The 20,349-nt window shown below is 62.7% G+C and carries 24 protein-coding genes; 15 read left to right on the top strand and 9 right to left on the bottom strand.

Going from position 1 to position 20,349, the window contains the following annotated elements; genetic code table 11:
• Positions 1-3 precede the first annotated feature (3 nt).
• The 6 genes from ACSQ8R_RS21215 to ACSQ8R_RS21190 all read right to left on the bottom strand — a co-directional run bounded on the left by ACSQ8R_RS21215 (position 4) and on the right by ACSQ8R_RS21190 (position 6,673).
• Positions 4-1,632, bottom strand: a complete 1,629-nt coding sequence (locus tag ACSQ8R_RS21215) for an ABC transporter ATP-binding protein (RefSeq protein WP_436255191.1) — start codon at positions 1,630-1,632, stop codon at positions 4-6.
• On the bottom strand, positions 1,629-2,102 hold the full coding sequence (locus ACSQ8R_RS21210) for a type II toxin-antitoxin system VapC family toxin (RefSeq protein ID WP_436255190.1): 474 nt from the start codon (positions 2,100-2,102) through the stop codon (positions 1,629-1,631). Before ACSQ8R_RS21210 ends, ACSQ8R_RS21215 begins: the two co-directional genes overlap by 4 nt.
• Positions 2,102-2,398, bottom strand: a complete 297-nt coding sequence (locus ACSQ8R_RS21205) for a hypothetical protein (RefSeq protein WP_436255189.1) — start codon at positions 2,396-2,398, stop codon at positions 2,102-2,104. Before ACSQ8R_RS21205 ends, ACSQ8R_RS21210 begins: the two co-directional genes overlap by 1 nt.
• A 63-nt stretch (positions 2,399-2,461) precedes the next feature.
• The gene (locus tag ACSQ8R_RS21200; RefSeq protein WP_436255188.1) at positions 2,462-3,610 is read right to left on the bottom strand and encodes an ABC transporter permease; all 1,149 of its coding nucleotides are present in this window, start codon (positions 3,608-3,610) and stop codon (positions 2,462-2,464) included.
• Positions 3,610-4,692, bottom strand: coding sequence for a microcin C ABC transporter permease YejB (locus ACSQ8R_RS21195; protein WP_436255187.1), 1,083 nt, complete (start codon positions 4,690-4,692; stop codon positions 3,610-3,612). Before ACSQ8R_RS21195 ends, ACSQ8R_RS21200 begins: the two co-directional genes overlap by 1 nt.
• A gap of 145 nt (positions 4,693-4,837) precedes the next feature.
• Entirely contained in the window at positions 4,838-6,673 is a 1,836-nt protein-coding gene (locus ACSQ8R_RS21190) for an extracellular solute-binding protein (protein ID WP_436255186.1), read from the bottom strand.
• Between the two features lie 195 nt (positions 6,674-6,868).
• Between ACSQ8R_RS21190 and mepA the strand changes: the two genes are divergently transcribed.
• The 5 genes from mepA to ACSQ8R_RS21165 all read left to right on the top strand — a co-directional run bounded on the left by mepA (position 6,869) and on the right by ACSQ8R_RS21165 (position 11,089).
• Positions 6,869-7,924 (top strand): penicillin-insensitive murein endopeptidase, encoded by a 1,056-nt coding sequence (gene mepA / locus ACSQ8R_RS21185; protein WP_436255185.1) that lies wholly within the window; start codon positions 6,869-6,871, stop codon positions 7,922-7,924.
• Positions 7,925-8,042: 118 nt separating this feature from the next.
• Positions 8,043-8,423 carry a methylglyoxal synthase gene (locus ACSQ8R_RS21180; protein WP_436255184.1) on the top strand — a complete coding sequence of 127 codons (381 nt, stop codon included), beginning with the start codon at positions 8,043-8,045 and terminating at the stop codon, positions 8,421-8,423.
• Between the two features lie 8 nt (positions 8,424-8,431).
• Entirely contained in the window at positions 8,432-9,454 is a 1,023-nt protein-coding gene (locus ACSQ8R_RS21175) for a glucokinase (protein WP_436255183.1), read from the top strand.
• Between the two features lie 154 nt (positions 9,455-9,608).
• Positions 9,609-10,427, top strand: a complete 819-nt coding sequence (gene dapB / locus ACSQ8R_RS21170) for a 4-hydroxy-tetrahydrodipicolinate reductase (RefSeq protein WP_436255182.1) — start codon at positions 9,609-9,611, stop codon at positions 10,425-10,427.
• A 26-nt stretch (positions 10,428-10,453) separates the two neighbouring features.
• Positions 10,454-11,089 carry a 2,3-bisphosphoglycerate-dependent phosphoglycerate mutase gene (locus ACSQ8R_RS21165; RefSeq protein ID WP_436255181.1) on the top strand — a complete coding sequence of 212 codons (636 nt, stop codon included), beginning with the start codon at positions 10,454-10,456 and terminating at the stop codon, positions 11,087-11,089.
• 13 nt (positions 11,090-11,102) lie between these two features.
• On the opposite strand, the gene ACSQ8R_RS21160 is transcribed toward ACSQ8R_RS21165, so the two are convergent.
• The 3 genes from ACSQ8R_RS21160 to phnF are packed head-to-tail and all read right to left on the bottom strand — an operon-like array spanning position 11,103 to position 12,515.
• Positions 11,103-11,432: a BrnA antitoxin family protein gene (locus ACSQ8R_RS21160; RefSeq protein WP_436255180.1), complete on the bottom strand. Its 330-nt coding sequence runs from the start codon at positions 11,430-11,432 to the stop codon at positions 11,103-11,105.
• A complete protein-coding gene (locus tag ACSQ8R_RS21155) occupies positions 11,416-11,715 on the bottom strand; it encodes a BrnT family toxin (RefSeq protein WP_436255179.1) in 300 nt (99 codons plus the stop codon). Before ACSQ8R_RS21155 ends, ACSQ8R_RS21160 begins: the two co-directional genes overlap by 17 nt.
• A gap of 59 nt (positions 11,716-11,774) precedes the next feature.
• Entirely contained in the window at positions 11,775-12,515 is a 741-nt protein-coding gene (gene phnF, locus ACSQ8R_RS21150; RefSeq protein WP_436255178.1) for a phosphonate metabolism transcriptional regulator PhnF, read from the bottom strand.
• An 84-nt stretch (positions 12,516-12,599) separates the two neighbouring features.
• Between phnF and phnG the strand changes: the two genes are divergently transcribed.
• From phnG to phnD, 10 genes are all read left to right on the top strand, one after another.
• Positions 12,600-13,073 carry a phosphonate C-P lyase system protein PhnG gene (gene phnG, locus ACSQ8R_RS21145; RefSeq protein WP_436255177.1) on the top strand — a complete coding sequence of 158 codons (474 nt, stop codon included), beginning with the start codon at positions 12,600-12,602 and terminating at the stop codon, positions 13,071-13,073.
• On the top strand, positions 13,073-13,675 hold the full coding sequence (gene phnH / locus ACSQ8R_RS21140) for a phosphonate C-P lyase system protein PhnH (RefSeq protein WP_436255176.1): 603 nt from the start codon (positions 13,073-13,075) through the stop codon (positions 13,673-13,675). The genes phnG and phnH overlap by 1 nt, the downstream gene beginning before the upstream one ends.
• Positions 13,676-13,765: 90 nt before the next feature.
• Complete coding sequence (locus ACSQ8R_RS21135) at positions 13,766-14,872, top strand: carbon-phosphorus lyase complex subunit PhnI (protein WP_436255175.1); 1,107 nt, start codon at positions 13,766-13,768, stop codon at positions 14,870-14,872.
• Positions 14,869-15,078 (top strand): hypothetical protein, encoded by a 210-nt coding sequence (locus ACSQ8R_RS21130; protein WP_436255174.1) that lies wholly within the window; start codon positions 14,869-14,871, stop codon positions 15,076-15,078. Before ACSQ8R_RS21135 ends, ACSQ8R_RS21130 begins: the two co-directional genes overlap by 4 nt.
• Positions 15,075-15,956 (top strand): alpha-D-ribose 1-methylphosphonate 5-phosphate C-P-lyase PhnJ, encoded by an 882-nt coding sequence (locus ACSQ8R_RS21125; RefSeq protein ID WP_436255173.1) that lies wholly within the window; start codon positions 15,075-15,077, stop codon positions 15,954-15,956. Before ACSQ8R_RS21130 ends, ACSQ8R_RS21125 begins: the two co-directional genes overlap by 4 nt.
• Positions 15,957-16,197: 241 nt before the next feature.
• Positions 16,198-16,974 carry a phosphonate C-P lyase system protein PhnK gene (gene phnK / locus ACSQ8R_RS21120; protein WP_436255172.1) on the top strand — a complete coding sequence of 259 codons (777 nt, stop codon included), beginning with the start codon at positions 16,198-16,200 and terminating at the stop codon, positions 16,972-16,974.
• Between the two features lie 11 nt (positions 16,975-16,985).
• The gene (phnL, locus tag ACSQ8R_RS21115) at positions 16,986-17,696 is read left to right on the top strand and encodes a phosphonate C-P lyase system protein PhnL (protein ID WP_436255171.1); all 711 of its coding nucleotides are present in this window, start codon (positions 16,986-16,988) and stop codon (positions 17,694-17,696) included.
• The gene (locus tag ACSQ8R_RS21110; RefSeq protein ID WP_436255170.1) at positions 17,693-18,310 is read left to right on the top strand and encodes a DapH/DapD/GlmU-related protein; all 618 of its coding nucleotides are present in this window, start codon (positions 17,693-17,695) and stop codon (positions 18,308-18,310) included. Before phnL ends, ACSQ8R_RS21110 begins: the two co-directional genes overlap by 4 nt.
• A gap of 113 nt (positions 18,311-18,423) precedes the next feature.
• Positions 18,424-19,281, top strand: a complete 858-nt coding sequence (gene phnC, locus ACSQ8R_RS21105) for a phosphonate ABC transporter ATP-binding protein (protein WP_436255169.1) — start codon at positions 18,424-18,426, stop codon at positions 19,279-19,281.
• A gap of 82 nt (positions 19,282-19,363) precedes the next feature.
• A complete protein-coding gene (gene phnD, locus ACSQ8R_RS21100; protein WP_210010332.1) occupies positions 19,364-20,275 on the top strand; it encodes a phosphonate ABC transporter substrate-binding protein in 912 nt (303 codons plus the stop codon).
• Positions 20,276-20,349: the final 74 nt, after the last annotated feature.

Raw genomic sequence — 20,349 nt, 5'->3', positions numbered from 1 at the left:
GGTTTATTGACTGATGGCTTCGATTTCGACGGCTTCGAGATTGAAGGCGGCGGCCATCAGGGCACGGGTATAATCCTCTCTCGGCGCCTGGAAAATCTGGTCTGCGGGACCTTCTTCCACGACCTTGCCGAGCCGCATGACGATGACGTGGTTGGCGAGCGCCTTCACGACCTTAAGATCGTGGCTGATGAAGAGATAGGCGAGATCGTGCTTCTTCTGCAGGTCGCGCAAGAGATCGACGACCTGCGCCTGAACGGTCATGTCGAGCGCCGAGGTCGGCTCGTCGAGCATCACGAAACGCGGTTTCAGCACCATGGCGCGGGCGATCGCGATGCGCTGCCGCTGGCCGCCGGAAAACTCATGCGGATAACGCCAGCGGGTCGCCGGATCGAGGCCGACCTCGCTCAAGGCCCAGGCGACGCGCTCGTCGCGGCCGTCGGCGGAGAGCGACCGCTCATGCACCTTCAGCCCCTCGGCGACGATATCGCCGACCGACATGCGGGGACTCAGCGACCCATAGGGATCCTGGAACACCACCTGAAGACGGTCGCGGAACGGTCGCATTTCCTTGAAGGAGAACTTGTCGATATCCGTTCCGATGAAGGCGATGCGACCCTTGGAGGAGATGAGCCTTGCCAGTGCCAGGCCGAGCGTCGTCTTGCCGGAACCGGATTCGCCGACCACGCCGAGCGTCTCGCCGGCCCGAAGCTCGAGATCGACGCCATCGACCGCCTTCACATGATCGACCACCTTGCGCAGGAAACCCGCCTTGATCGGAAACCAGACACGGATGTCCTTGCCTTCCATCACCACCGGTTTCGAGGGATCGGCCGGCGGCGGCTCGCCGCGCGGCTCGGAGGCGAGCAGATGACGCGTATAGGCGTGCTGCGGGCTGGTGAAGACATCCTCCACCGTGCCGGTCTCGACGATCCTGCCCTTGGTCATGACGCAGACACGATCGGCGAATTTCCGGACGATGCCGAGGTCGTGGGTGATGAACAGCATGGACATGCCGTGCTCGCCCTTGAGCCCGCGCAGAAGATCGAGGATCTGCGCCTGCACGGTGACGTCGAGCGCCGTGGTCGGTTCGTCGGCGATCAGCAGTTTCGGGCGGTTGGCGAGCGCCATGGCGATCATGACACGCTGGCGCTGGCCGCCGGAAAGCTCATGCGGATAGGCTTTCAGCCGCTTTTCCGGCTCGCGTATGCCGACCTGGTTCAGGAGTTCCAGCGTGCGGGTTCGCACGGTCTGACCCGCAATTCCGTGATGAAGCTCAAGGATTTCACCGATCTGCTTTTCGATCGAATGAAGCGGATTAAGCGAGGTCATCGGCTCCTGGAAGATCATCGTGACGTCGTTGCCGCGCACGCGGCGCAGTTCCGGCTCGGACGCCTTCAACATATCGTTGCCGTCGAACAGGATCTGGCCGGAGGGGTGGCTGGCGGAAGGATAGGGCAGCAGCTTTAGGATGGAATTGGCGGTTACCGACTTGCCGGACCCGGATTCCCCGACCAGCGCCATCACCTCGCCGGGATGGATGTCGAAGGAGACCTTGTCGACGGCAATCGAGGTATCGCCCCCCTGGTGGAAGGCGACGGAGAGATCGCGGACGGAAAGAAGCGGCTCTGTCATCGGCCAAGGCTTTCGATGAGGGATTGCAGGGTAGGCCCATCGGGGCGAAGCACCCTGAGTTGATTCGCCTGAACGGCTTGTTCGTTTATCCCCGCGTCTGCCGTGAGGATGTGTGAACACCCTGTCCCGATTGCCGTTGAAAGATGAATAGCGTCCGGCAATTTCAATCCCGGCTTTCGGGAGCGGAGGAATGCCGCCTGCACGAGAACCGAGCGTTCAACCGGGTGCACCTCCAACCATTCGTTGCTCTGAAGTAATGACGCATATGCTTCTATGAATGTGACGTCATTCGTCCTGTAAGGCAGGACGAGAAGCTCGGAAAGGGTCAATTCGCTCGTCACAAAGAGGCGATGTGAGTACTCTTTGCCCACCGCAAAGAGATTTGACAACATTGAGCCTGACGCGTCTTTTTTTTCGAAGGCCAGAATGAAGATATTCGTATCGAGATAGACACGAGCAAAGCTCCCCATTAGTCGTCCCATTCGTCCCGTAGTTCTCGAATGCGAGCTACGGCTTCTTCTGTGGACACGGATGGCCTGTCCTCCGCCCGGATCTTGTCGATCATCTCCAACGTCTCCTCGATCGTGAGTGGCTTCCGCACCGTCATCCCGAGGCTCTTGAAGACGGAATCGGGCTCAATATCCTGGGCATCGGCTACAGCGTCACTTTCGATGACCACCCGCACGGTCGCGTCCCTCTCCAATCCCTCCCGCAGATCCTCGGGAAGGTTGGCGACCGGGTAATGCTCTCTGACGATCTTGTTCATCGCTTCACGCCCGCTGGTATCCCCGACAATCTAACGCATCCATCACGCAATTACGACCCACACTCACCCGAACGTCTTTCTCGGATCAAAGGCATCGCGTACCGCTTCGCCGATGAAGATCAGCAGCGACAGCATGAGGGACATGGTGAAGAAGGCCGTGAAGCCGAGCCATGGCGCCTGCAGGTTGTTCTTTCCCTGCGAAATCATCTCGCCGAGCGAAGGCGAACCAGGCGGCAGGCCGAAGCCCAGGAAATCCAGCGAGGTCAGCGTGGCGATCGAACCCGACAGGATGAAGGGCAGGAAGGTCAGCGTCGCGACCATCGCGTTCGGCAGCAGGTGCCGGGACATGATCGTCCAGTTTCCGACGCCGAGCGCGCGGGCGGCGCGGACATATTCGAAATTGCGGGCCCGCAGGAATTCGGCGCGCACCACGCCGACGAAACCGACCCAGGAGAACAGCAAAAGGATGCCGAGCAGGACGAAGAAGCCCGGCGGCAGGATCGAGGCGATGATCAAGAGGATGTAGAGAACCGGCATGGACGACCAGATCTCGATGAACCGCTGCATCAAGAGATCCGTCCATCCGCCGAAATAACCCTGCACCGCGCCGGCCGTCACACCGATCACCGCCGAGCAGATCGTCAGCACCAGGCCGAACAGGACCGAGATGCGGAAGCCGTAGATCATGCGGGCGGTCACGTCGCGTGCCTGGTCGTCGGTGCCGAGCCAGTTCAGATTGCCGAGGATGCAGTTCGGGTCCTGATCCTTCTGCGGATAGGCGGCGCAGCGATCCGCCTTCTCCATCAGCCAGAAGGGTTCGGTCGGCGCCGAGTGGGGAATGTTGGAATTGACCGTCTGGTAGGAATAGCGGATCGGCGGCCAGATCATCCAGCCGTTCGCTCCGATCTCTTGGCTGATGTAGTCGGAGCGGTAATCGGTCGTCGCCAGGAAGCCGCCGAACTTCTCTTCCGGATAATCGACCAGGACCGGGTAAAGGATCTCGCCCTTGTAGGAGGCGACGATCGGCCGGTCGTTGGCGATGAATTCCGCAAACAGGCTGAGCACGAAAAGGATCATGAACAGCCAGAACGACCAGTAACCACGCCTGTTGGCGCGGAAATTGGCGAGCCGGCGGCGATTGGTCGGCGAGATCCAGGGCCGCTTCTGCGGCGGCGCCGTCTGCACGGAAGTCTTTGCGGCGGTCGCCTCCATCAGACATCCCTCCGCTCGAAATCGATGCGCGGATCGATCCAGGTATAGATCAGGTCGGAAATCAGGCTGACGAACAGGCCCATCAGCGAGAAGATGTAAAGCGTGCCGAAGACGATCGGGTAATCGCGGTTGACGATCGCGAGGTAACCGAGACGCCCCAGCCCATCCAGCGAAAAGATGTTCTCGATCAGCAGCGAACCGGTGAAGAAGGCGGAGATGAAGGCACCCGGAAAGCCGGCGATGACGATCAGCATGGCATTGCGGAAGACATGGCCGTAGAGAACCTGCCGCTCGTTCAGGCCCTTGGCGCGGGCCGTCGTCACATACTGCTTCTTGATCTCGTCGATGAACGAGTTCTTGGTCAGCAGCGTGGTAGTGGCGAAGGCCGACAGCGACATCGCGATCAGCGGCAATGTCAGGTGCCAGAAATAGTCGATGATCTTCTCCCACCAGGAGAGCTCGGAAAAATTATCCGAAACCAGGCCGCGCAAGGGGAACCAGTCGAAGAAGGAGCCGCCGGCGAAAAGCACGATGAGCAGGATGCCGAACAGGAAGCTCGGCACGGCATAACCGATGATGATCACCCCGGATGTCCAGACGTCGAAAGTCGAGCCGTCCTTGACGGCCTTGCGGATGCCCAGGGGAATCGAGATCAGATAGGAGACGATCAGGATCCAGAAGCCGAGCGAGATCGACACCGGCATCTTGTCGATGATCAGATCGAGGACCGAGGTATTGCGGAAGAAGCTCTCGCCGAAGTCAAAGCGGATGTAATTCCACATCATGTCGAGGAACCGCGTCACCGGCGGCTTGTCGAAACCGAACTGCTTCTCGAGCTTGGCGATGAATTCCGGATCGAGCCCCTGGGCGCCGCGATAGCGGCTTTCCTCGCCGCCGCCTTGCTGAAGCAGGTCGCCGCCACCGCCGGAAAGCCGGTCGCCGGTGTCCTGGCCCTGGATCTGGGCGATCACCTGCTCGACAGGGCCGCCCGGCGCGAACTGCACGACGAGGAAGGAAATCGCCATGATGCCGACGATCGTCGGTATCATCAGCAGGAGACGGCGGAGAATATAGGCGCCCATCAGAGCCCCCCGCCCGCGGCCACGGGGCTTGCCTCACCGCATATTCCAATGCCGATCAAATGGCTCTTTCCTCTTTTCCGGTGCGAATCATAGGGGCTCATTTGGAACAGGTGCCGGTCGGCGGCGCAAGTCCGCGCTTATTGCGTCATTTCGCGGGATTTCTGGCCGACCAGGTCTCCGGGAAACCGGTGCTGTATTCCGGCAGTCTCTGCGGATGCGTGATGCGGTTCCAATAGGCGATCCTCGCTTCGCCGGAATAGAACATCGGAACGACATAGTGGTTGGCGAGCAGCACGCGGTCCATCGCCTTGATGGCCGCCACCTGATCTTCCCGGCTGGGAGCAAAGGTGATCATGTTGATCAGCTGATCCACCGCCGGATCGGCGATGCCGGCATAGTTGCGTGATCCGGGCCGGTTGACGGAGGCCGATCCCCAATAGTCGCCCTGCTCGTTGCCGGGGTTCATGGTCTGCGCCCATACACCGTACATCATGTCATAGTCGAAGCTGCGGATGCGATTGATGTATTGCGATGCATCGACCGTCCGGAGCCGGGCGTCGATGCCTATTTTCTTGAGGCTCGTCACATAGGGCATCACGGTCCGCTCCTGCGACTGGCTGTTCAGGAGAATTTCGAAACTCAAGGGCTGCCCGGTCTTGGCATTGACCATCCGGTTGCCCTTCAGCTCCCAGCCGGCGTCCTTCAGGAGACTGATGGCCATCCGCAGGTTATCGCGCACCTTGTTCGGGTCGCCACCGACAGGATTGGTGTACGGGGTCGTGAAGACCCGCGCCGGAACCTTGTCCTTCAGGCGGTTGAGAATCTCCAGCTCCTTTCCTTGCGGCAGGCCGGACGAAGCAAGCTCGGTGCCCCAGAAGAAGCTGTCGACCCGCTTCAGGCCACCATAGGCAAGGTTCTTGTTGAGATCCTCGAAGTCGTAGGCATAGTTCAGCGCTTCGCGGACCCGGGCATCCTTGAAGATGTCACGCCGCATGTTCGGCACGAAAGCCTGCATGACGCCGACCGCCTTGAAGGGATTGGTCAGCGCTTCCTTGGTCACCCGCCCGTCCTTCACCGCATCGAAATCATACCGCGTGACCCACCGGCTCGAACTGTTCTCCTGGCGATAATCGATCGTGCCGGCCCGGAAAGCCTCGAATTCCACGTCGGCATCCGAAAAATAGGTGTAGCTGATCGTCCGGAAATTATACTGGCCGAGATTGATCGGCAGGTTCTTGCCCCAATAGTCGTCGCGCAGTTCGTAGCGAATGGTGGAGCCCGGCTGAACGGCGCCAACCTTGTAGGGACCCGACCCGATCGGCGGCTCCAGGGTGGTGCGGGAAATATCGCGCTGGTTGCCCTGCTGGTCCTTGCCTTCCCACCAGTGCTTGGGCAGGATCGGGAAATCACCGACGATCGAGGGCAGTTCGCGATTGTTCTTTTCGTCGAAGCGGAAGGTCACTTCGCGGTCCCCGGTCTTTTCAGCACCCGTGACGTGCCGATAATAGCCGGAATACAGGGCGCTGTGCTCCTTGAGCTTCGTCAGGCTGAAGATCACATCCTCCGGAGTGACCGGCTGGCCGTCCGCCCATTTCGCCTCCTGCCTCAACCGGAACGTCACGGAAGACACGTCGTCGGGATAAGACACGGCCTCGGCTAAAAGGCCATAGGTGCCGAAGACCTCGTCCTCCGACCGCTTCATGAGCGTATCGTAGATCAGGCTGACGCCCGAAGCCACGGCACCGCGGTCGATCACCAGATTGAGATTGTCGAACGTACCTTCATCGCCGAGACGCAGTTCGCCGGCCTTCGGCGCATTCACATCGACATAGGGGAGCTGCCTGAAGTCTTCCGGCAGCTTGAGGTCACCGACCACCGCCATGCCATGCCGCCATTTCGGCTCCTGGGCCGGCACGTTCGACGCTGCGAGAACCGTCGCCAGGACGATCGCGAAACCTACCTTCAGCCGAGCCAGGACCATTCGTTACCTCTTCCGGGTTTCCTTGTTGCGGTGAAGCATAGGACAAAAGGCGACGAAAAACAGGAGTCCGGCGCTCACATCCGTTTTATCCGGCGTTTATCTTCCGGAAATCGGCGGGCTTCCACCATCTCCATTTCACCAAAATCCTGTTTCACGGTAGATTCGAGGCGATCAGGTGATTTGCGGCGGATAGGCATGAGATCGATTTCGGGTAAAATTTTGCGGCTGGCGCTGACCGCTTTCCTTTGCGGCGCCTTCACAGGGCCGGCGGCAGCTCAGGAAGGCACGCCGGCGAAACAGCTCTTCGGTACCGTGAAGCTTCCGAGCAAGGCGGAGGCGGAACCGCTCGGTTTCTATGCGAAGGGCTGCATGTCGGGTGCCGTGGCACTGCCGACCGACGGACCGACCTGGCAGGCGATGCGCCTCTCGCGCAACCGCCGTTGGGGCAATCCCGAAATGATCGCACTGCTCGAACGGTTCTCCGGCGATGCCGCAAGGCTCGGCTGGGGTTCCGGCATCCTGGTCGGCGACATTTCCCAGCCGCGCGGCGGCCCGATGATAACAGGCCATGCCTCACACCAGATCGGCCTCGACGCCGATATCTGGTTCACGCCGAAACCCGCCCAGCCCCTGACCGCGCAGCAACGTGAAAGCCTGCCGTTCACCTCGATGCTCGACAAGAGCAAATTCCTGACCGTCGATCCGAGCCGCTGGACCAGCACCCACGCCAAGGTCGTCATGCAGGCGGCGAGCTATCCGCAGGTGGAGCGGGTCTTCGTCAACCCGGCCATCAAGAAGAAGCTTTGCGAAACCTGGACCGGCGATCGGAACCTGCTCGGCAAGGTACGGCCGATCTACGGCCATGACGAACATTTCCATATCCGCATCCACTGCCCGGCCGGCGCCGCGACCTGCCAGAGCCAGGCGCCGGTCGCCAAGGGCGACGGATGCGACAATTCCCTCGCCTGGTGGTTCAGCAAGGAGCCGTGGGCGCCGCCGCCGAAGCCGGACCCCAACAAGAAGCCGGTCAAGCCCCGCCAGGTCATGCTCTCTGACCTGCCGAAAGCCTGCGCGGCCGTGCTTGCCGCGCCCTCGCGCCCCGAAGACGACGCGACCTTCGGCGGCGGCGCGATCGCCTACACGGCTCAGCCTGCCGCGTCCGCACCGGCAAAGACTATCGAGGCGATCGTCAACGATCCGCCGCCCGCTTCCGATGACCTGCCGATCCCGACGCCGCGGCCGCTGCAATAGTTCCGGATAAGGCCGGCAATCGAAACCCCGGTCTTGCCGCCACCTTTCCAAGAACGAAAGGGCACGCTAGAACGCGTCACAAATCGATTGAATATCGTTCTGGCGAGGATACCCAATCATGTCGGCCAAGCCCTGCATCGCGTTGATCGCGCACGACCAGAAGAAGGACGACATGGCGGATTTCGCCCGCCACCACCAGGTGGCCCTTTCGCGGTTCCGCATCGTCGCCACCGGCACGACGGGCGGCCGGGTTCAAGATGCCTGCCCCGGGCTCGACGTGACGCGGCTGAAGAGCGGCCCGCTCGGCGGCGACCAGCAGATCGGCGCGATGATCGCTACCGGCGAGGTCGACATGCTGGTGTTCTTCATCGATCCCTTGAGCGCGCTTCCGCACGATGTCGACGTCAAGGCGTTGACCCGGCTTGCGACCGTCTACGACATTCCGATGGCGCTCAACCGCGCCACCGCCGAAAAACTCATCGACTTTCAGAAGGACTAAGCTTCCCGATGGCCGATACCATGAAGACCGACAAGCTGCCCTTTCCGATCCTGATCGGCGATATCGGCGGCACCAATGCCCGCTTCTCCATCCTTCTCGACGCCTATGCGGAGCCGAAGCCGTTCCCGAACGTGCGCACCGCCGACTACCCGACCATCGACGATGCGATCCAGAAGATCGTGCTCGACACGAGTTCGGTGCAGCCCCGCTCGGCGATCCTTGCCATCGCGGGGCCGATCGACGGCGACGAGATCGATCTGACCAATTGCGACTGGGTGGTGCGGCCGAAAGGCATGATCGCCGATCTCGGCTTCGAGGACGTGCTTGTGGTCAACGATTTCGAAGCGCAGGCGCTTGCCGTCGCGGCAATGCCTGACGAATACCGCGAGACGCTCGGCGCCGAGAACGAGCCGCATATGGCGTCGCGCGTGGTGCTCGGCCCGGGTACCGGCCTCGGTGTCGCCGGCCTCGTCTATGCCCGGCACATGTGGTTTCCGGTTCCCGGCGAAGGCGGACATGTGGATGTAGGCCCGCGCTCGGAACGGGATTTCGAGATCTTTCCGCACCTGGAGCCGATCGAGGGGCGCATCTCTGCCGAGCAGCTTCTCTGCGGCCGCGGCCTCGTCAACATCTATCGCGCCGTCTGCGCCGCCGACGGCGTCGCCCCCGCATTCGCCGATCCGGCCGAGGTCACCGCCCATGGCCTCAGCGACGAAAACCGGCAGGCGGCCGAAACGCTTACCCTTTTCGTCACCTATCTTGGCCGCCTGGCCGGCGACATGGCGCTGATCTTCATGGCGCGCGGCGGCGTCTATCTCGCCGGCGGCATCTCGCAGAAGATCGTTCCGGCCCTGAAAGGCCCCGAATTCCGCGCCGCCTTCGAGGACAAGGCGCCGCATACGGAGTTGATGGGCACGATCCCCACTTTCGTGGTGACCCATCCGCAGGCGGCGCTCGCCGGGCTCGCAAGTTTTGCCCGCACGCCTTCCGCCTACGGCCTTTCGATGGATGGCCGCCGCTGGCAACGCTAGGTGGGGACCGATATCCTCGTCGCGGGCGAGGCTGTTTTCCTGGAGACGACATGGAAAGAGATGCTTGCGTGGTGCGGAAGCGGCCTTTACGCTCGCCCCGACAATCTGTAACCGCTCAAAAAGATCGACCGACAAAGCAAGGACTGCACCACACATGACCGCAAATGACATGAAACTCGTGGTGGTCGGGGCGGCAGGGCGGATGGGGCAGACCCTGATCCGGATCATTCACGAGACCGACGGCGTGGCGCTGCACGCCGCAATCGGGCGCGAAGGCTCGGCCTTCGTCGGCAAGGACGCAGGCGAACTCGCGGGCGTGGGGACGCTCGGCGTGCCCGTAACCACCGATCCGCTAAAGGCGTTTCTCGACGCCGAAGGCGTGCTCGATTTCACTGCTCCGGCAGCCAGCGTCGCCTTCTCGGTCCTCGCCGCACAGGCGCGCATCGTCCATGTGATCGGTACGACCGGATGCTCGGTCGAGGACGAGGAAAAGTTCAAGGCGGCCGGCCGGCACGCGCGCGTCGTCAAATCCGGCAATATGAGCCTCGGCGTCAACCTGCTCGGCGTGCTCGTAGCGCAGGCGGCAAAGGCTTTGCCCGCCGCAGGCTGGGATATCGAGGTTCTTGAAATGCATCACAAGCACAAGGTCGATGCGCCCTCGGGCACAGCATTGCTGCTCGGCGAAGCGGCGGCGCAGGGCCGCGGCATCGATCTCGCAAGCCAGTCCGTCAGGGTGCGCGACGGCCATACGGGTGCCCGCCCGACCGGCACGATCGGTTTTGCGACGCTGCGCGGCGGGTCGGTCGTCGGCGACCATTCGGTTGTCCTTGCCGGCGAGGGCGAGCTCGTGACACTCTCGCACAGCGCGCGTGACCGCTCGATCTTCGCCCGCGGCGCCGTTGCCGCGGCACTCTGGGCGCGCGACAAGAAGCCCGGCCACTATTCCATGCTCGACGTGCTCGGGCTTTCCTGAAAAATCTCCCCGGAGGAAATCATCTCATGAGCGGAACTCTCGTCCTCGTTCGCCACGGCCAGAGCGACTGGAATCTCAAGAACCTCTTCACCGGCTGGCGCGACCCGGATCTGACGCCGCTCGGCATCCAGGAAGCCGAGGCCGGCGGCGAAGCGCTTGCCGCAACGGGCATCAAGTTCGACATCGCCTTCACCTCGGTGCTGAAGCGCGCCCAGGACACGCTGAAGATCGTCCTCGACAAGGTCGGCCAGCCGGACCTCCAGACGATCCGCGACCAGGCGCTCAACGAGCGCGACTACGGCGATCTTTCCGGTCTCAACAAGGATGATGCGCGCGCCAAATGGGGCGAGGAGCAGGTGCATATCTGGCGCCGTTCCTACGACATTCCGCCGCCGGGCGGCGAAAGCCTGCGCGATACCGGCGCCCGCGTCTGGCCCTATTACATGACGGAAATCCTGCCACGCGTGCTGCGTGGCGAAAAGGTGCTCGTCGCCGCGCACGGCAATTCGCTTCGCTCGCTGGTGATGGTTCTCGACCGGCTCAGCAAGGAGGAGATCCTCAAGCTCAACCTCGCGACCGGCGTGCCGATGGTCTACACGCTCAAGGCGGACTCGACCGTCGCTTCGAAGGACGTTCTCGGAGACATGTCCGGCGCGCACTGAGCGCCGGACACAATCAGGTCCGCTTCTGGGATTTCAGCGAAGCCAGCATTTCCCGGCGGAGGATCGCATTCATGCGAGCCTGATACCCTTTGCCTTGCGACTTGAGCCAGTCCACCACATCGGCATCCACCCGGGCCGTGATCTGCTGTTTCAGGGGGCGATAGAATCGTCCCCTCGCCGCATTGTGCAGTTGTTCGTCGGTCCAGCCTGGAATATCGCTATAATCTATCTGCTCGGCCGGGAGCTCTGACAGAGCCACCAGCTCGGCTTTCTGCTTGTCGCTCAGAGGCGGCAAGCTATCCCCATCCAACTCGTAGCGAACCATATCAGCGGTCTTCTTCATAACGTCGTCTTTCTCTCGGATCGGCTTTTCGAGCGGAAATGATGCGGATCACTTCGTAGGCTTGCCCGTCGCCCTCTTCGTCCTCGTAAATCGTGTGAGCAACGAGCAAAATTGCGAGACCGTCAACAGAGCCCAACGCCTGCCAACGCTGCTCTCCACCTTCGATACGATCCTGCTCGATCAGGACGAAAGGATCGGCGAAAACACGTGCAGCGATCTCGAAACTGACGCCGTGTTTCTTGATATTCGTCGCCGCCTTTGCGCGATCCCATTCGAAACGCATCAGGTTCATTGCAAAAATATAATTATGATTTTGCAATTACGCAAGCGAAGCCCGCGAACTCAATTCTCGATCGTGAACTGCACCATGTCGGCCGGAAACCGGCTGACCGCGTATTGCACCGGCACGCCGTCCGGATCCGTGTTCAGCGCCCGGGCAACGAGGATGATGGCTCCCGGCGACAGCTGCAGGTCGGCGAGATCCGCTCCGTCCGCGTGGGTCGCGGTCACTTCCGTCGAGACGCGCAGATAGTCCGAAAGGCCGAGCATCCGGAATGCAACCGTGATCGAGCCGCTTTTGCTGTAGGCTTCCTCGATGCCGCCGAAACGATCGGCCGGAAACCATGTCGTGGAGCGGGAGACCGGGCGGCGATCCGCTTTCCTCAGCGTTTCCAGCCGGATCACCGTGGCGCCTTCAGGAATGCGTAGCCGGGCCGAGAGATCGGCGGATGCCGGTTCCTGCACTGAGTGAAGCAGCAGGCCTTCCTTTTCCCGCGCCTGGTCGCCGATGCCCTCGCTAAACCGGGTGCGCCGCGTGATCGGGAAGTTCAGCCGCTCCTTGCGCTCGATCAGCGTACCCCGCCCCTGCACGGAACGGACGATGCCTTCCTGAGCTAACGCCGCAAGCGCGCTTCTCACCGTATGACGGTTGACGCCGAACTGTGCGGCGAGGGTGAATTCCGGCGGCACCTTGCCGGTCGCGTCATAATCGCCATTGGCGATCGAGGCGCGAATGCGGTCGGCGATCTGCCGCCATAGCGCCACGCCGTTTTGACGGTGAACGTTTGCCTGCCCCGTATCCATGTCACACGCTTGTTATATCCAGAAGTTAGTAGTACATATAACTTGTATGGTTGTCTATATCAATAGACATTTAGGGGTTTGGCGATGGACCTGGCGAAACAAATCGAGCCGAATGCAGAAATCGCCGCGCGCCGTCGTGCCGCCGGGCTGCTTGCGCGCGCGACGACGAACGAACTGGATGCCGCCTGGCAAAAGCTTCCAGCCAGGCCGGAGGTCAAGCCGGTGCGAGGACCCGAGACCGGACTGGTGATGGTCCGCGGTCGCATCGGAGGCGGCGGCGCACCCTTCAATCTCGGCGAGGCGACGGTGACGCGTGCGACCGTGCTGCTGGCATCCGGCACCGCCGGCCATGCGCAGGCGCTCGGCACCGCGAAGCCGAACGTGCGGCTGGCAGCCATATTCGACGCGCTCTGGCAGGAGGCCGGGACGCGCGATTTCGTGGAGGCTACGTTGCTCGGTCCGATCGAGGCCCGCATCGCAACGGAAGATAAACAGAAGGCGGAGGAGACGGCCGCGACCCGCGTCGATTTCTTCACCATGGTACGGGGGGACGACTGATGAACATCAAGACGCAAGCGCTTTCCGGCGGGTTTAGAGAACCGGTCTTCGAATCCCAGGACGTGTTCCGCATGCTCATGGACAGCATGGCCCGTCCGGGAACGATCCGTGCCGTCGGACCGGATGTCGGCCAGCCGGAGCCGCTTGAGGGCGCGGCCGGAGCGATTGCCGTGACGCTCTGCGACCATGAAACATCCGTATGGCTGAGTGCGGGGCTTTTCAAATCGGCGGTCGGCGAGTGGATCGGCTTCCACACCGGCGCACCGATCACCCGCGAGAAGGCGGAGGCCCGCTTCGCCTTCGTGGAGGCCGGCGCGACGCTCGCCTCATTCGGCCTGTTTTCGGCCGGCACGCAGGAATATCCGGACCGCTCGACGACGCTGGTGATCGAGGTCGCGGCACTTGGCGAAGGCCTGCCGCTGACACTGACGGGTCCCGGCATTCCGCACGCCACGACCGTCATGGTGAAGGGCCTGCCTGAAGTTTTTCCGCGGCTCTGGGCCGACAACCGGGCACTCTTCCCGCGCGGCGTCGATGTCATTTTGACGGCAGGCAAAAACCTGCTGTGCCTGCCGCGGACAGTACGCATCGCGACCCAGTGAACGGTCGACCGACTTTTCAACCTTGGGGCCAAACGACCAAACCTTCCCGCATCTTTGATGGGATGCCGGTAATGGCCAGGAGAATGAACCATGTATGTTGCCGTCAAGGGTGGCGAGGCCGCCATCAACAACGCCCACAGGCTGCTGGCCGACCGGCGCAGGGGTGATCGCTCGCTTCCTTCCGTCACTATCGAGCAGATCGTCGAACAACTGGGCCTCGCCGTCGATCGCGTTATGGCCGAGGCCTCGCTCTATGACCGGGCGCTTGCGGCGCTGGCCGTCCGGCAGGCGCGCGGCGACATGATCGAGGCAATCTTCCTGCTGCGCGCCTATCGCACCACGCTACCGCGCTTCGGCTCTTCCGTCCCGGTCGATACGGCGGCGATGAAGGTCGAGCGGCGCGTTTCGGCGACCTACAAGGACCTGCCGGGCGGCCAGCTTCTCGGGCCGACTTTCGACTACACCCACCGCCTGCTCGATCCTTCGCTGCTCTCCGACGAACCGGTCGACGAGCCGGAGCGCCGCGACACGCCGGAAGAGCACATCATGCGGGTCTCCGACATTCTCGCCCATGAAGGCCTGATCGAACCGGACGGAGAGTTCCCCGAGGACCACCGGGCCGGCGACCTCACCCGCGAGCCGATGGAATTCCCGATGACCCGCGATCTGCGCCTGCAGGCGCTCGCCCGCGGCGACGAAGGTTTCCTCCTGGCGCTCGGGTACTCCACCCAGCGCGGCTACGGACGCAACCATCCGTTCGTCGGCGAAGTCCGCATCGGCGAAGTGGACGTCGAGATCGAAGTCGCCGAGCTGGGTTTTGCCGTCTCGCTCGGCCGCATCAGGGTCACCGAATGCCAGATGGTCAACCAGTTCAAGGGCTCATCCAAGGCGCCGCCCCAGTTCACCCGCGGTTACGGCCTGGTCTTCGGCCAGAGCGAACGCAAGGCGATGTCGATGTCGCTGGTGGATCGCGCGCTTCGGGCCGAGGAACTCGGCGAGGACATTACCGCGCCGGCGCAGGACGAGGAATTCGTGATCTCGCATTCGGACAACGTGCAGGCGACCGGTTTCGTCGAGCATCTGAAGCTGCCGCACTATGTCGATTTCCAGGCCGAGCTTGCGTTGGTGCGCAAGATGCGCGCCGATGTCGAAGCCATCCGGAATGGCGGAAAAGACATGCGGGAGGCGGCGGAATGACCGAAATCGCCGCACAGGATTCAGTCGCCGCCGTCTCCTCCATCGCCGCCATCCGCATCAAGACTGCTGCTGCCCTTTCCCGGGCCGAAGATGCCGCGATAGAGCAGCGCGAGCGCGATAAGGCCGAAGAGCACGATAGTCGAAACCGTCTCGGCACTGAATTCCATGAAATGCCCTCCCAATCGCTCAAAGGTAGCCGTAAATGACGGACCTCGCCACCTACAACTTCGCCTATCTCGACGAGCAGACGAAGCGGATGATCCGCCGCGCGATCCTGAAAGCAATCGCCATCCCCGGTTACCAGGTGCCCTTCGCCTCCCGCGAGATGCCGATGCCCTACGGCTGGGGTACCGGCGGCGTACAGGTGACGGCCGCGATCATCGGCCCTGAAGACGTGCTGAAGGTGATCGACCAGGGCGCCGACGACACGACCAATGCGGTATCGATCCGTGCCTTCTTCCAGAAGGTCGCCAATGTCGCCGTCACCACCCACACCCAGGATGCAACGATCATCCAGACCCGCCACCGCATTCCCGAGCACAAGCTCGCCGAGGGCCAGATCCTCGTCTACCAGGTGCCGATCCCGGAACCACTGCGCTTCCTCGAGCCGCGCGAGACCGAGACCCGCAAGATGCATGCGCTGGAGGAATACGGCCTCATGCATGTGAAGCTCTACGAGGACATCGCCCATAACGGCCGCATCTCGAAGACCTATGCCTATCCGGTCAAGGTCGCGGGCCGCTACGTGATGGACCCGTCGCCGACGCCGAAATTCGACAATCCGAAAATGCACCGCTCGGAAGCGCTGCAGCTGTTCGGCGCCGGCCGCGAGAAACGCATCTACGCCGTGCCGCCCCATACCGACGTCGTCAGCCTCGATTTCGAGGATTACCCGTTCGAGATCCAGACCTTCGACAAGCCCTGCGCGCTCTGCGGCGCCGAGAACGTCTATCTCGACGAGGTGGTGCTCGACGACAAGGGCGGCCGCATGTTCGTGTGCTCCGACACCGACAATTGCGAGGACCGCCGCGAACACGGCCATGCGGGTGCGATGCTGGCGCCGGCCAAGGAAGCTGCGGAATGAACGGAGAGGTCGCATACTCCCCTCTGTCCTGCCGGACATCTCCCCCTCCTCATCTTCCGTCATCCCCGGGCTTGACCCGGGGATCCACACTCTTTTGCCTCGGCGGCTCTCCAAATTTCAACGCAAGGAGCGCGACGGTCCGGATCCTCGGGTCAAGCCCGAGGATGACGGCGAAGGCAGTGGTGTCCGGCAGGACAGAGGGGAATAAACCACACGCACTGATATCCAAGGACATTACGCCATGACCGATACCCCTCTTCTCAAAGTCAGCGGCGTCTCGAAATTCTACGGCAGCCGGATCGGTTGCAAGGACGTCTCCTTCGAGCTCTGGCCGGGCGAAGTGCTCGCCATCGTCGGCGAATCCGGTTCCGGCAAGACGACGTTGCTCAACTGCCTGTCGACCCGGCTGATGCCGACGACCGGCAGCGTCGAATACCGCATGCGCGACGGCAATTTCCGCGACCTCTACCATATGAGCGAGGCCGAGCGGCGTTTCCTGATGCGCACCGACTGGGGCTTCGTGCACCAGAACCCGGCCGACGGGCTGCGCATGACGGTCTCGGCCGGCGCCAATGTCGGCGAACGGCTGATGGCAGTCGGCGACCGGCATTACGGCAAGATCCGCGACACGGCGAGCGACTGGCTGACCCGCGTCGAGATCGGCACCGACCGCATCGACGATCAGCCGCGCGCCTTTTCCGGCGGCATGCGCCAGCGCCTGCAGATCGCCCGCAACCTCGTCACCGGCCCGCGCCTCGTCTTCATGGACGAGCCTACCGGCGGCCTCGACGTCTCGGTCCAGGCCCGCCTGCTCGACCTGGTGCGTGGCCTCGTCAACGATCTCGGCCTGTCGGCGATCGTTGTCACCCACGATCTCGCGGTCGCGCGTTTGCTCTCTCATCGGATGATGGTGATGAAGGACGGGCATGTGATCGAGCACGGGCTGACCGATCGGGTGCTCGACGACCCCCGCGAGCCCTATACGCAGTTGCTCGTCTCATCGATCCTGCAGGTCTGAGGAGAATACCGATGGCTACCCCTCTCGTCGTTTCCGAAGTCTTCAAGAGCTTCACCATGCACCTGCGCGACGGCATCAAGCTGCCGGTCGTCAACGATGTGAACTTTTCCGTCGCGAGCGGCGAATGCGTCGTGCTCGGCGGCCCGTCGGGCATCGGCAAGAGCTCGATCCTCAAGATGCTCTACGGCAACTACGCCGTCGATGCCGGGCAGATCCTCGTCGATCACAAGGACCGGATTGTCGATATCGCCCGCGCCGACCCTCGCACCGTGCTCGACGTGCGCCGCCATACGCTCGGTTATGTCAGCCAGTTCCTGCGCACCGTGCCGCGTGTCTCGGCGCTCGACGTGGTCGCCGAACCGCTCGTCGCCCGCGGCATCGCAGCCCCCGAAGCGCGCGACAAGGCGGCCGGGCTTCTGGCCAAGCTCAATCTCCCGCGGGAGCTCTGGACCCTGCCGCCAGCCACGTTTTCGGGCGGCGAACAGCAGCGCGTCAACATTGCCCGCGGTTTCATCACCAGTCACCGCGTCCTGCTCCTCGACGAGCCCACCGCCTCGCTCGACGCCGTCAACCGGCGGGTCGTCGTGGAGATGATCGCGGACAAGAAGCGGGAGGGCGTCGCCCTTCTCGGCATTTTTCACGACGAGGAGGTGCGCGAGGCGGTGGCCGACCGCATTCTCGACGTCGCCCAGTTTTCCCCGCGAAAGGCGGTCGCAGCATGAGCGTCAAGGTCGGGCTCGAGCCCGCAATCCACGAAACGGCAAATGTCAGCAATTCGACGCTCGGCCCGTATACGGAGGTTTCCGAGCGCTGCCGCATCAGCGAGGCCGAGATCGGCGCCTATTCCTACATCATGCAGGATGGCTCGATCTGGTGCGCGACGATCGGCAAGTTCGTCAACATGGCAGCGTCGGTGCGCATCAACGCCACCAACCACCCGACCTGGCGGGCGACACTGCACCACTTCACTTATCGCGCCGCCAGCTATTGGGACGATGCCGAGGACGAGAAGAGCTTCTTCGAATGGCGGCGCGACAACCGCGTCACCATCGGCCATGACGTGTGGATCGGCCATGGCGCCACCGTGCTGCCGGGCGTCACCGTCGGCAACGGCGCGGTGATCGGCGCCGGGGCGGTCGTGTCGAAGGACGTGGCGCCCTATACGATCGTCGGCGGCGTGCCGGCAAAACTCATCCGCGAGCGCTTCACAAAAGCGGTCGGCGAGGCGATGGACCGGCTTGCCTGGTGGGACTGGGATCACCTGAAACTGAGGGCTGCTCTGGACGATTTCCGGGCGCTTTCGGCTGAAGAATTCGTGTCGCGTCATGCCACGTAACCAAAGCGCGACGGGCGCTTTCGGAATATAACAAAACCGACATAAAACCGACATTCAGACTTCATCAACCATCGCTATCGAGCTCTCAGAAAAAGCTGAACTGGCGAGAGAGCATGAAGTTCGAATTGAGGGACGTCACCCGCCGTTTCGGCGATCGTGTCGCGGTCAGCGCCGTGAACGTCGAGATTCCCCAGGGCCAGATGGTCGGCATCATCGGCCGCTCCGGCGCCGGCAAGTCGACCCTGCTGCGGATGATCAACCGCCTGCAGGAGCCGAGCGCCGGCTCCATCCATTTCAACGGCGCCGAAGTCTCCTCCCTGAAGGGCCGGGCGCTGCGCAACTGGCAGCGCGACTGCGCGATGATCTTTCAGCAGTTCAACCTGGTGCCGCGCCTCGACGTGATGACCAATGTGCTGCTCGGGCGTCTCAACCATCGTTCGACGACGATGAGCCTCCTGAAGATCTTCAGCCGCGACGAGCGCGTCATGGCGATGGCGGCGCTTGAGCGGCTCGGCATCGAGCAGACGGCGCTGCAGCCGGCCGGAACCCTGTCGGGCGGCCAGCAGCAGCGCGTGGCGATCGCCCGCGCTCTGGTGCAGGCGCCGAAGATGATGCTCGCCGACGAGCCGATCGCCTCGCTCGATCCATTGAACGCCAAGATCGTCATGGATGCGCTGCGCGACATCAACGAGCGCGAAGGCATCACGGTGATCACCAACCTGCACACGCTCGATACCGCCCGCAGCTATTGCGAGCGGATCATCGGCATGGCGAGCGGGCGCGTCGTCTTCGACGGCCCGCCGCAGGAGCTCAATGCCAATGCGGTCCGCGAAATCTACGGTTCCGACAGGGACGGCGCCGGGATCGACGAAACCATGACATCGACCAGCCTTGCCTCCACCCGCCGTGGCGAGGCTCCGGCCGCCATCGACATATCCGGCATGACGGCAGAAGCCGCCGCCATGCGCTGACCCGTTTCCGGCCGCCGATGTGATGGCCGGAAGACCGACGCCCTTTCCGGGGTTGACCATCCCATCACCAAAGGAGACTTCCATGTCTGCATTCCGCAAGATCCTGATGGCGACGATCGCCATTGCTGCCGTCGCCGGCCAGGCCCACGCCCAGAGCGCACCGGTTCTGCGCATCGGCCTCGATGGCGGCGAAAACGAAGCCGACCAGGTTCGCCGCACCGAATGCGTCAAGCCCGGCCTGATCGCCGCGACCGGCGCTTCGGATGTCAAGCTGTTCCCCTCGCCGAACTATAACGGCGTCATCCAGGGCCTGCTCGGCGGCACGATCGACCTCGCCGTCATGGGCGCTGCTTCCTACGCCGCGATCTACATCAAGGACCCGAATGCCGTCACCCCGGTCCTGACCACCAAGCAGGCCGACGGTTCGACCGGCTACTACTCGATCATGGTTGCCCGCAAGGATTCGGGCATCAAGACGCTCGCCGATGCCAAGGGCAAGAAGATCGGCTTCGCCGATCCGGACTCGACCTCGGGCTACCTCGTCCCGAACGTCGCCCTGCCGAAGGATGTCGGCATGCCGGTCAAGCAGTATTTCTCCGAAACCGGCTTCGGCGGCGGCCATGAGAACCTCGTTCTCGGCGTTCTCGACAAGAAGTTCGACGTCGGCACCACCTTCGGCTCGGCCGTCGGCGACTGGGCACAGGGCTACTCCTCCGGCAACCTGCACATCATGGTCTCCAAGGGCCTGCTCGACATGGACGACATCGTCCAGGTCTGGAAGTCGCCGCTCATCCCGAACGGCCCGCTGATGGTTTCCAACAAGCTTTCCGACGACATGAAGAAGAAGGTAACCGCCTTCTTCGCCGAGCTGCCGAAGAAGGACAAGGCCTGCTTCGAGAGCTTCACGGGCGGCGGTTACGTCGATTGGGCACCGGTCGACCAGAAGTTCTACCAGACCATCATCGACGCGCGTAAGGCTGTCATCGGCGGCTGATCCAGCGTTCTGACCAATCCGGCGGCGGCATCATGACGATGCCGCCGCTCGTTCAACAAGGATGCCCAGAATGG

This window comes from Neorhizobium sp. LjRoot104, assembly GCF_964253725.1.
Taxonomy (GTDB): Bacteria; Pseudomonadota; Alphaproteobacteria; order Rhizobiales; family Rhizobiaceae; genus Neorhizobium.
This window is presented reverse-complemented; position numbering and strand designations above follow the sequence as displayed.

Bases quoted from the DNA above. Each gene is read 5' to 3' on its own strand.
- ACSQ8R_RS21110 (WP_436255170.1), top strand. From the start codon at position 17,693: ATGAGCGTCAAGGTCGGGCTCGAGCCCGCAATCCACGAAACGGCAAAT.
- ACSQ8R_RS21125 (WP_436255173.1), top strand. From the start codon at position 15,075: ATGACGGACCTCGCCACCTACAACTTCGCCTATCTCGACGAGCAGACG.
- ACSQ8R_RS21215 (WP_436255191.1), bottom strand. From the start codon at position 1,632: ATGACAGAGCCGCTTCTTTCCGTCCGCGATCTCTCCGTCGCCTTCCAC.
- phnL (WP_436255171.1), top strand. From the start codon at position 16,986: ATGGCTACCCCTCTCGTCGTTTCCGAAGTCTTCAAGAGCTTCACCATG.
- ACSQ8R_RS21175 (WP_436255183.1), top strand. From the start codon at position 8,432: ATGGCCGATACCATGAAGACCGACAAGCTGCCCTTTCCGATCCTGATC.
- phnK (WP_436255172.1), top strand. From the start codon at position 16,198: ATGACCGATACCCCTCTTCTCAAAGTCAGCGGCGTCTCGAAATTCTAC.
- phnH (WP_436255176.1), top strand. From the start codon at position 13,073: ATGAACATCAAGACGCAAGCGCTTTCCGGCGGGTTTAGAGAACCGGTC.
- ACSQ8R_RS21190 (WP_436255186.1), bottom strand. From the start codon at position 6,673: ATGGTCCTGGCTCGGCTGAAGGTAGGTTTCGCGATCGTCCTGGCGACG.
- ACSQ8R_RS21200 (WP_436255188.1), bottom strand. From the start codon at position 3,610: ATGGAGGCGACCGCCGCAAAGACTTCCGTGCAGACGGCGCCGCCGCAG.
- ACSQ8R_RS21130 (WP_436255174.1), top strand. From the start codon at position 14,869: ATGACCGAAATCGCCGCACAGGATTCAGTCGCCGCCGTCTCCTCCATC.
- ACSQ8R_RS21195 (WP_436255187.1), bottom strand. From the start codon at position 4,692: ATGGGCGCCTATATTCTCCGCCGTCTCCTGCTGATGATACCGACGATC.
- phnC (WP_436255169.1), top strand. From the start codon at position 18,424: ATGAAGTTCGAATTGAGGGACGTCACCCGCCGTTTCGGCGATCGTGTC.
- ACSQ8R_RS21205 (WP_436255189.1), bottom strand. From the start codon at position 2,398: ATGAACAAGATCGTCAGAGAGCATTACCCGGTCGCCAACCTTCCCGAG.
- ACSQ8R_RS21180 (WP_436255184.1), top strand. From the start codon at position 8,043: ATGTCGGCCAAGCCCTGCATCGCGTTGATCGCGCACGACCAGAAGAAG.
- ACSQ8R_RS21155 (WP_436255179.1), bottom strand. From the start codon at position 11,715: ATGCGTTTCGAATGGGATCGCGCAAAGGCGGCGACGAATATCAAGAAA.
- ACSQ8R_RS21135 (WP_436255175.1), top strand. From the start codon at position 13,766: ATGTATGTTGCCGTCAAGGGTGGCGAGGCCGCCATCAACAACGCCCAC.
- dapB (WP_436255182.1), top strand. From the start codon at position 9,609: ATGACCGCAAATGACATGAAACTCGTGGTGGTCGGGGCGGCAGGGCGG.
- phnF (WP_436255178.1), bottom strand. From the start codon at position 12,515: ATGGATACGGGGCAGGCAAACGTTCACCGTCAAAACGGCGTGGCGCTA.
- phnD (WP_210010332.1), top strand. From the start codon at position 19,364: ATGTCTGCATTCCGCAAGATCCTGATGGCGACGATCGCCATTGCTGCC.
- phnG (WP_436255177.1), top strand. From the start codon at position 12,600: ATGGACCTGGCGAAACAAATCGAGCCGAATGCAGAAATCGCCGCGCGC.
- mepA (WP_436255185.1), top strand. From the start codon at position 6,869: ATGAGATCGATTTCGGGTAAAATTTTGCGGCTGGCGCTGACCGCTTTC.
- ACSQ8R_RS21165 (WP_436255181.1), top strand. From the start codon at position 10,454: ATGAGCGGAACTCTCGTCCTCGTTCGCCACGGCCAGAGCGACTGGAAT.
- ACSQ8R_RS21160 (WP_436255180.1), bottom strand. From the start codon at position 11,432: ATGAAGAAGACCGCTGATATGGTTCGCTACGAGTTGGATGGGGATAGC.
- ACSQ8R_RS21210 (WP_436255190.1), bottom strand. From the start codon at position 2,102: ATGGGGAGCTTTGCTCGTGTCTATCTCGATACGAATATCTTCATTCTG.